This window comes from Azohydromonas lata (assembly GCF_034427735.1).
Lineage (GTDB): Bacteria > Pseudomonadota > Gammaproteobacteria > Burkholderiales > Burkholderiaceae_C > Azohydromonas > Azohydromonas lata.
This window is the reverse complement of sequence record NZ_JAXOJX010000076.1, coordinates 20890-29815: the sequence shown is the minus strand read 5'-3', so window position 1 is coordinate 29815 and position 8926 is coordinate 20890. Positions and strand designations below refer to the sequence as shown.

At 68.5% G+C, this 8926-nt stretch carries 9 protein-coding genes; 3 read left to right on the top strand and 6 right to left on the bottom strand.

Features of this window, described 5'->3' with window-relative positions:
• From SM757_RS29105 to SM757_RS29080, 6 genes are all read right to left on the bottom strand, one after another.
• Window positions 1–1283, bottom strand: a 1283-nt coding sequence (locus tag SM757_RS29105; RefSeq protein ID WP_322468040.1) for an MFS transporter, incomplete at its 3' end; no start/stop codon positions are given.
• A 150-nt stretch (window positions 1284–1433) separates the two neighbouring features.
• Window positions 1434–2075, bottom strand: a complete 642-nt coding sequence (gene maiA, locus SM757_RS29100) for a maleylacetoacetate isomerase (protein WP_066338533.1) — start codon at window positions 2073–2075, stop codon at window positions 1434–1436.
• A gap of 16 nt (window positions 2076–2091) precedes the next feature.
• Window positions 2092–2808 (bottom strand): fumarylacetoacetate hydrolase family protein, encoded by a 717-nt coding sequence (locus SM757_RS29095; RefSeq protein WP_066338535.1) that lies wholly within the window; start codon window positions 2806–2808, stop codon window positions 2092–2094.
• A gap of 51 nt (window positions 2809–2859) precedes the next feature.
• Window positions 2860–3897, bottom strand: coding sequence for a cupin domain-containing protein (locus SM757_RS29090; RefSeq protein WP_322468039.1), 1038 nt, complete (start codon window positions 3895–3897; stop codon window positions 2860–2862).
• 64 nt (window positions 3898–3961) lie between these two features.
• Window positions 3962–5164: a 3-hydroxybenzoate 6-monooxygenase gene (locus SM757_RS29085; RefSeq protein WP_322468038.1), complete on the bottom strand. Its 1203-nt coding sequence runs from the start codon at window positions 5162–5164 to the stop codon at window positions 3962–3964.
• Window positions 5165–5326: 162 nt separating this feature from the next.
• Window positions 5327–5815 carry a MarR family winged helix-turn-helix transcriptional regulator gene (locus SM757_RS29080; RefSeq protein ID WP_066338549.1) on the bottom strand — a complete coding sequence of 163 codons (489 nt, stop codon included), beginning with the start codon at window positions 5813–5815 and terminating at the stop codon, window positions 5327–5329.
• A gap of 144 nt (window positions 5816–5959) precedes the next feature.
• Between SM757_RS29080 and SM757_RS29075 the strand changes: the two genes are divergently transcribed.
• From SM757_RS29075 to SM757_RS29065, 3 genes are all read left to right on the top strand, one after another.
• Window positions 5960–6958 (top strand): Bug family tripartite tricarboxylate transporter substrate binding protein, encoded by a 999-nt coding sequence (locus SM757_RS29075; protein ID WP_066338552.1) that lies wholly within the window; start codon window positions 5960–5962, stop codon window positions 6956–6958.
• A gap of 308 nt (window positions 6959–7266) precedes the next feature.
• A complete protein-coding gene (locus SM757_RS29070; protein WP_322468037.1) occupies window positions 7267–7692 on the top strand; it encodes a hypothetical protein in 426 nt (141 codons plus the stop codon).
• A gap of 231 nt (window positions 7693–7923) precedes the next feature.
• Complete coding sequence (locus SM757_RS29065) at window positions 7924–8925, top strand: response regulator (protein ID WP_066338555.1); 1002 nt, start codon at window positions 7924–7926, stop codon at window positions 8923–8925.
• Window position 8926 lies beyond the last annotated feature (1 nt).

The following is an 8926-nucleotide window of genomic DNA, read 5'->3' as shown; positions in this document are numbered from 1 at the left end:
AGGGCCAGCACGGCGGCCATGGCGCCCAGCAGCGGCAGCGCGAAGGCGTAGTACAGGCTGGAAGCCGTCCAGCCGCCGTCCAGCAGCATGCCGGCCATCAGCGGTGCCAGGATGGCGCCCAAGCGGCCCACCGCGATGGCGTAGCCCAGCGCCGTGGTGCGCACCGCCGCCGGGTACACCGCGGGCGCCGCCGCATACAGCCCGGCCATGGAGGCGAACACGAAGATGCCTATGCCGAACGCCGCCGCGAAGGCCAGCGCCAGCGCGCCGGTGACGGCCCCGAAGGCCACCATGCTGGCCGCGCCCAGGGCCATGCTGCCGGCGATGAGCCCGCGCAGCGGCAGCCGCATCGCCAGCGCGCCGAAGAGGCTGCCCCCCAGCATGCCGCCCACGTTGAGCAGCACGCCGCCGGTGATGCCCTGCTGCGCCGACAGCCCCGCGGCCACCAGCAGCTTGGGCGTCCAGCTCAGCGCGAAATAGAAGCTGAACATCAGCAGGAAGAAGGCGGCCCACAGCGCCAGCGTGGAGCGCGCCATGCCGCCGGTGAACAGCGCCGTGAGCTTGCCGCCGCCGCCCTGGGCCGCGCGCGCCGCGGGCAGTGCCGCCAGTGGCGCCTGGCCCATGCGCTGCAGCAGCCGGTTCAGCCGCTGCAGCGCGCCGGCCGGGCGCCTGGCGATGAGGAAGTCCAGCGACTCCGGCAGCCGCCACAGCACCACGGGAATCATGGCCGCCGTGACCACGCCGCCGAACACGAACACCGAGCGCCAGCCGTCATGCGCCAGCAGCCACGCGGCGATGCTGCCGCCCACGGTGGCGCCCAAGGGGTAGCCGGCGGACTGCAACGCGATGCAGGTGTTGCGCCACTTGGCCGAGGTGAACTCGCCCGTGATGACGGTGACGCTGGCCAGCATGCCGCCTATGCCCAGCCCGGTGAGGGCGCGCGCCGCGCCCAGCTCCAGCGTGCTGCGCGTGAGGGCCGACAGCAGCATGCCGCCGCTCACCAGCACCAGGCACAGCAGGATGACGGGCTGCCGCCCCCAGCGGTCGGCCAGCGGCGCCAGCAGCAGCGAGCCCGCGGCCATGCCGAACAGGCCCGCGCTGAACAGCACGCCCAACTGCGCGCCGTTGAGATGCCATTCGGCCGAGACGCTGGCGGCCGTGAAGGCCATCACCAGCACGTCAAAGCCGTCCAGCGCGTTGAGCAGGACGCAGATCGCCACGGCGATGCACTGGAAGCGGCTCATGGCGCCCTGGTCCAGCGCCTGTTGAATGTCGCGGGGCATGGGAGGCTCCTCGCAGTTGAAAGGAAAGCGGTTTGAAAAGCGCCCGCGCAGGGCTGCGCCCGCCGCGTCCTGCAAGCGGACGCGGCATGGGGCCTTGCTCGGTGATGGGCGTGTGAAGGCCGCCGCGGCGCGCGGGCCGCGGCGGGGGCGTCAGCCCGCGTCCGGCTGCGCCGCGGGCGCGGCGCGCTGGAAAGCGTCGAGCTCGCCGCAGGCGGCGTCCACGGCGCGTATCAGCGGATAGGGCGTGAGATCCACCTTGAAGCGGCGGGCGCTTTCCACCTGGGGCACCAGGTAGACGTCGGCCAGCGTGGGCGCGTGGCCGAAGCAGAAGTCGCCGCGCGCCGGGTCGGCCGCCAGCAGGGCTTCGATCGCATCGAAGCCGGCCGTGATCCAGGTCGCGCACCAGGCGTTGATGGCGGCCTCGTCGGCGCCGAAGGTGTGGCGCAGCGCCTCCAGGATGCGGCGGTTGTTGATGGGGTGCACGTCGCAGCCCACGATGGCCGCCAGCGCGCGCACGCGGGCGCGGCTTGGCGCATCGCGCGGCAGCAGCGGCGGCTCGGGGTGCGTCTCCTCCAGCCACTCGATGATGGCCGGCGACTGGATGAGCACGCTGCCGTCGTCCTGCTGCAGCGCCGGCACCAGCCCCTGCGGGTTGAGCGCCTTGAAGGCCGGCTGCGTGTGTGCCTCGGTGCGCAGGTCCACCGGCACCTGCTCCACCGCCAGCCCTTTCAGGTTGAGCGCGATGCGCAGCCGGTGCGAGGTGCCGCTGCGAAAAAAGCCGTAGAGCTTCATGGTCGTGCGCTGCGCGTCACTCGGCCGGGCCGACGTTGAGCGCCACTTCGCCCACGCCCTGCACGTGCCCCGTGATGCGGTCGCCCGGCACCACCGCGCCCACGCCCTCGGGCGTGCCCGTGTAGATCAGGTCGCCGGGCTGCAGGTGATAGAAGAGGGAGAGGTCGGCGATGAGCTCGCGGATGTTCCAGATGAGCTTGTTGACGTCGGATTGCTGCTGGGTCTGGCCGTTGACCGCCAGCGCGATCTCGCCTTGCTCGATCACCACGCCCGGCATGGGCACGACCTCGCTGCAGACGGAGGAGAACTCCACGTCCTTGCCCAGGTCCCAGGGGCGGCCCTTGTCGCGCGCGACGAGCTGCAGGTCGCGCCGCGTCATGTCCAGGCCGCAGGCGTAGCCGTAGATGATGTCGTGCGCATCTTCCGCCTTCACGCGGAAGCCCGGCTTGCCGATGGCGACGACCAGCTCCATTTCGAAGTGGTAGTTCTTCGTTTCGCTGGGGTAGGGCGTGGTGGCGCCGGACGCCACCAGCGTCTGCGGCGCCTTGGTGAAGTAGAAGGGGCGCTCCACCGACTTGTCCACCGGGCGGCCCATCTCGACGGCATGCGCGTGGTAGTTGCGGCCGACGAAGAACAGGCGGTTCACCGGCAGGCGCTCGCCCTGGCCGCGCACGGGCAGCGAGGGCGTGGCGGGCGGGGTCCAGAGGTATTGGGCGGTTTGGGTGTCGTTCATGGCGGTCTTTCGTGTGTGGGAGCTTGCGAGGTGGGTGGCGTGGGAGGCGGCTCAGTCCCGGTTCTCGAACACGCCCAGCTTCTGGTGCAGCGGCGTCTCGTCGGCGATGAAGATGAAGGCCGGCGCGCTGGCCGAGGTGTTCGCCAGGCTCACTTCGCTGTAGCCCGGGGCGCAGCAGGTGTCGGCTTCGGCGAGGGTGAAGCTTTCGCCTTCGATGCGGGCCTGGGCCGCGCCTTCGATGAGGTGGAACACGCAGGCCGGCGAGCGCACGGGCAGCCGCAGCGTCTGCCCGGGGCGCAGCATGAGGGCGTAGAAGCCCAGGATGTTCTGCGCGGCGGCGCCGGTCTCGGGATTCACGTAGCCCACCTGCACGGCTTGGAGCTCCGGCTGGTCGGCGGCCAGGGACTGCAGCGCAGCGCGCGTCTCGGTCCAGGGGTAGCGCAGCAGGGGGTAGGCCTGGGCCGAGCGCTGGAACACCGGCATGGGCACCACGCCGCCGCGCAGCCAGGCGCGCTCGCCGTGGCCGGGTTTCACGCTCTGGCGCGGGCCGTCCACGTGGTAGGACGCCTCCATGTAATGGACCAGCGGCAGATCCAGCACGTCCAGCCACACCACGGGCTCGGTGCCGTCGTGGCCGTGGTCGTGCCACAGGCCGGTGGGGGTGAGGATCAGGTCGCCGCGCTGCATGGGGCACTTCTCGCCGTCCACGTTGGTCCAGGCGCCTTCGCCTTCGACGACCATGCGCACCGCGTTGGGCGTGTGGCGGTGCGACGGCGCCCATTCGCCCGGCAGCAGCAACTGCATGCCGAGGTACATGGCGGCGCTGGCCTGCATCTTCTCCAGCCCGTGGCCGGGGTTGGCCAGCACCAGCACGCGGCGCTCGGCCTTCTCCATGGGCGTGAGCTCGCCGGCCTGCAGCAGCAGCGGGCGCAGCGCCTGGTAGGGCCAGTGCGTGGGCCGGGTGTTGGGCCTGGGCTTGCCCGGGGGCAGCACGGCGCGCAGGCTGGGCCACAGCGGCACCAGGTTCTGCGCCCGCAGCGCCTGCACGTAATCCGGGGGCAGGTCTTCGAGGCGGCCGAGTTCGTTCATGGCGGGGTCGTCCTTGTGGGGCTTGTGGTGCTTGTGGCGTGCGCGGTGCTCGTGTCGTTGCGGCTCACTGCGGGGCCAGGCAGTTGTCCACGTTCCAGCCGTACAGCCATTCCATGGCGTCGTAGAAGCGCTCCGGCGTGCGGCCGCGCCAGAGATCGTTGCGCACCAGGCGCTCCACGCCCTTGGCGTGGTAGATGCGCCCCATCTCGCGCGACGACAGGACGATGCGCGCCGTGCGCGCCACGCGGGAGCGCTGGTAGAAGTCGAAAGCCTTGGCGATGTCGTTGCCGTGCACGCGCAGCGCCTCGCCCAGCGTCACGGCATCTTCCATGGCCATGCAGGCGCCCTGGGCCATGTACTGCGTGGTGGGGTGTGCAGCGTCGCCCAGCAGCGTGACGCGGCCGTAGGTCCACTGGCCTATGGGCTCGCGGTCGGCGGTGGCCCAGCGCTTCCAGCTCTTGGGCAGGTCGATGAGCTGCCGCGCCTTCGGGCAGATGCCCTGGAAGTAGCTCTGCACCTCCTCCTTGCTGCCTTCGCGCACGCCCCACTCCTCCTGCTCGCGGCTGTGGAAGGTGACGACCACGTTGTATTGCTCGCCGCCGCGCAGCGGGTAGTGCACCAGGTGGCAGTTGGGGCCGACCCAGATGCTGGCGGCGTTCCACTGCAGGTCGGCCGGGAAATCCTTCTTGTCCACGACGGCGCGGTAGACCACGTGGCCGGTGACGCGCGCCGCATCGCCCACGAACTGCTGGCGCACCACCGACTTCACGCCGTCGCCACCGATGAGCGCGATGCCGCGGTGGCGCACGCCGTTCTGGTCCACGGCGGTGACGCCCGCCTCGTCCTGCTCCACGTGCTCGATGCGCGTGGAGGTGAGGCACTCCACCCGGCCGCTGGCCTGCGCGCCTTCCAGCAGCGACAGGTGCACGTCCGCCCTGTGGATCACGGCGTAGGGGTTGCCGAAGCGCTTTCTGAAGGCCTCGCCCGTGGGGATGAGGCCGACCTGGTACTCGTCCAGGGCGTCGTGCATGACCATGTAGTCGGTGTAGACGGCGCGGCTGCGCGCCTTCTCGCCAATGCCCAGCGCGTCGAAGGCGTGAAACGCATTGGGGCCCAACTGGATGCCCGCGCCGATTTCGCCCATCTCCGGCGCCTGCTCCATCACCTTCACCTTGAAGCCGCGGCGCACCAGCGCCAGCGCCGCCGCCAGCCCGCCGATGCCGCCGCCGGCCACCAGGATGGGAAGGTCCGTGTTCGTCGTGCCCATGCTTGTCTCCTGCTCAAGAACGCTGAAAGTCAGCACACTGAAGATTAGTGTAGATTTGATTAACCAAGATCAAATGCGGGCAAACCCTGAGGGGCTGGCGGGGTGCGGCGAGACCGGCGTGGGCGCTTGGCCGCGTTCAGCGGCGCAGCGCCTGGACGGCCCTCAACGTCCGTCCGGCATTTCGCGCGGCGCGCGGCTGAGCTCGTTGTTGGCTTCCACCAGCGTGCGCAGCATGCGCAGGAACAGCGGCCGTTCCTCCGCGGGCAGCGGGGCCAGGATGCGCTCCTGCACCTGGGCCACGCCGGGCTGCACCTCGTCCAGCAGCGCACGGCCGGCAGCCGTGGTGGCCAGCAGGCGCACGCGGCGGTCCTGCGGCGACTGCTTGCGCACGATCAGGCCCTGGCGCTCCAGGCGGTCCACCACCCCGCCGGTGGTGGAGGTGTCGAAGCCGATGGCGCGCGCCAGCGCGCCCTGCTCGATGTCGGGCATGCGCGCCGCGGCATTGAGCGCCGCGTACTGCACGGGGGTGAGGTTCCAGTCCTTGAGCTCGTCCATGAACAGCGCCACGGCGATCTGCTGCAGGCGGCGGATGTAGTGGCCGGGCAGGTCGTCCAGCGAGGGCAGGGAGGTGGTCGGCAGGTCGGTGGTCATGACATCGATGGGCGTAAACCCGCAATGATCCAGGTCAAGAATTGACCTATGCTGAAATTAAGCATGCTGATGATAGGCGTGCGGACAAAAACGGCATGGGTGGATTCCCGCCAGCCGCATTTCTGAATTCTGGAGACACACAGCATGCAGTCCATTGCCCACTCGTCCACGCGACGCCATGTTCTAGCGCTGGCCGCCGTTGCCGCTGTTTTGGGCAGCGGCGCGGTGCAGGCCCAGCCCGCCGGGTATCCCGCCAAGCCGGTGACCATCTTCACCGCCTTTGCGCCGGGCAGCGGACCGGACGCGGTGCTGCGCATCGTGGGCGAGAAGCTGGGCAAGGCCTGGAACCAGCGCGTGCTGGTGGAAAACCGGCCGGGCGGCGGCGGCTTCATCGCCATCGACGCGGTCAAGGGCAAGCCGGCCGACGGCTACACGCTGCTGCAACTGGACAGCGAGCACCTGGCCGCCCTGCCGCATCTCTACAAATCGCGCGGCTTCGAGACGCTCAAGACCTTCGAGCCCGTGGCCATCCTGTTCCGCACGCCTTTCATGCTGGCCGTGGCCGCCGATTCCAAGTGGAAGACCGTGGCCGACGTGGTGGCCGCCGCCAAGGCCGAGCCGGGCAAGGTGACCTATGGCTCCTGGGGCGTGGGCAGCCCGGGCCACTTGGGCGGCGAGGAGTTGCAGATGCGCACCGGCACGGAGATGCAGCACGTGCCTTACCGCGAGGTGTCGCAGCTCTTCACGTCGGTGGGCGCGGGCGACGTGTCGTGGAGCTTCGGCTCCATCCCGTCCAGCCAGGGCGCTTTCAAGGCCGGCAAGATCCGCTACCTGGCGGTGGCCGCGCCCAAGCGCCTGGCGCAAATGCCGGAGGTGCCGACCATGGCCGAGGCCGGCGGCCCGGCGCTGGACGTGAATTCCTTCGTCGTGCTGGTGGCGCCGCGCGGATTGCCCGCCGCCGTGCGCGACAAAATCCACGCCGACGTGGCCAAGGCCGTGGCCGACGCCGACGTGCAGTCCCGCTTCAATACCTTCGCCTTTGAAACGTTGAATTGGTCGCCGGAGGAAATCGGCCGCCAAGCGGCGGCCAAGTCGCGGATTTACGGCGAGCTGGCGCAGCGCAAGAACATCAGCCTGGAATGAGCCTGGTGGGCCGGTGCGATCCGCGCGCATCGGCCTGAAAGGCACCGATACGGTGCGCGCAACAGGCCTGCTGCCCATTGTTTGAGCACGCTAACCCATGCCCAGGGGGGACAGGGGCTTGGCGCCGTTCTCAAACGCTTGTTCACAGGCTTATCCACAGATCTTGGGGGAAACCCTTTGCCAGACCGTCCCTGGGGCACGCTGGCGGGGCGCCGGGGCCCGTTTGCCGCGCCCGGGCCACGTCAGCAAGTTCACATTTCGGCAACCAACATCATTATGGGGACGCCGAAAATCTGAAAATTGGGTTTTTGAGTGCCGAAGTAATTGGCGTCAATATACTGGCAGGAAATTTGACACAACGTATGTGTCGGCATGCCCTGTATTTTTCGCCGCAGCTTGGCTGCTTTATGACTGCAGTTGTTTATTCTGAGCCTGCGGCACTTCAATCGGCGCTGCTGGATCCTGTATTTCTGGCCTGCCTGTGCAGTGCGGCCGGTAACCCTGAGCTTGTCGCGGGGTTCAGGAATTTGGCCGGCCACCAGTTTGCACCGCACGACATGGCCGCGGGCACCGGCGCGGACGACGCGTCGGCCTCCCTGGCGGGCGACTTCATGCGCTTCGTCAACTTCGTGCACGGCACCATCTACATGCGCCTGGACCCCAAAGTGCGCCAGGACATGGGCGCGGCCCTCGCGCTGGCCAGACGGGCTTGTGAAGGCCTATTGTTGAATTGATCTGTTTCAAGGCGTGTTGCGGTAATTAACAGTCCGCTAACACAGCCTGCGATCGGCTGACGGAGAGTGTGGTCCAGCGTCGCGATACAAATTCATTTTTTCCACTCCAGAATTGATATATCGGGCTAGACCCTTTAGGGAATTGAATGGAGATGGCGGAACCGATGAGCGCAAGCCATTTGTTCCAGGAATTTGGTCGCAAGTTCTGGAGTTCCGATTTGAAGGATCAGCATGACTGGTCAAACCATACTCATCGTTGACAGCAACCCGGACGACCTGGCTTTCACGGCTCAGGTGCTGGGCCCCGAGCACCGTCTTGCATTTGCCTGGAGTGGCCGCAGCGTCATGGCGGCCGTGCGCAAGCACAAGCCGGCGCTGGTGTTGTTGGATCTGGATTTGCCGGACATGGACGGCTTTGCCGTAGCCCGCGAGATCAAGGCGGACCCGGAGACATCGGTGATTCCCGTGGTGTTCGTCGCGGCCAGGAACAGCGTGGGCGACGAGGCCGGAGCGTTCCGTGAGGTCCACGGCTGCCTGTTCAAGCCCATGGTGCCGGCCGAGCTGCTGGCTTGCGTTCGCAAGCAGGTGGCGCTGCACCAGCATGCCCGCACGGAGGCGGCCTACCGCGAGGCGCTGCTGATGCTGGGCAAGGCCAGCCATTTCCGTGACGACCGCGCGGGCCGGCATCCGCAGCGCATGGCCGCCTACGCGGCCGCGCTGGCCGAAGCCGCCGGTTGGGACAACGCGCAGATCAGGCTGCTGGAGCTGGCCGCTGCGCTGCACGACATTGGCGAATTGGGAGTGCCTGACTCCATCGTGCTCAAACCGCTGAAGCTGGATGCCGATGAGTGGGAAACCATGAAGACCCACTGCCGCCTCGGCCACGACATGCTCATCTGCCATGACGCGCCGGTGTTCAAGATGGCCGCGGCCGTCGCGCTGCATCACCACGAGAAGTGGGACGGCTCCGGCTACCCCGACCGGCTGTCCGGCACGGCCATCCCGGAGGCCGCGCGCATCGTGGCGGTGGCCGACGTCTTCGACGCCCTCACTATGAACCGCCCGTACCGGCAGGCTTGGCCCGTGGATGCGGCCATCGCCACGCTGAATTGCGCCGCCGGCACGCACCTGGAGCCGCGCCTGGTCAAGCTGTTCGAGGGCATCCTGCCGCGCATTCTCGAGATCAAGGCGGAGAAGGAAGCCGTGGCACGCAGCGAAGACCGCGCGGCTTGAC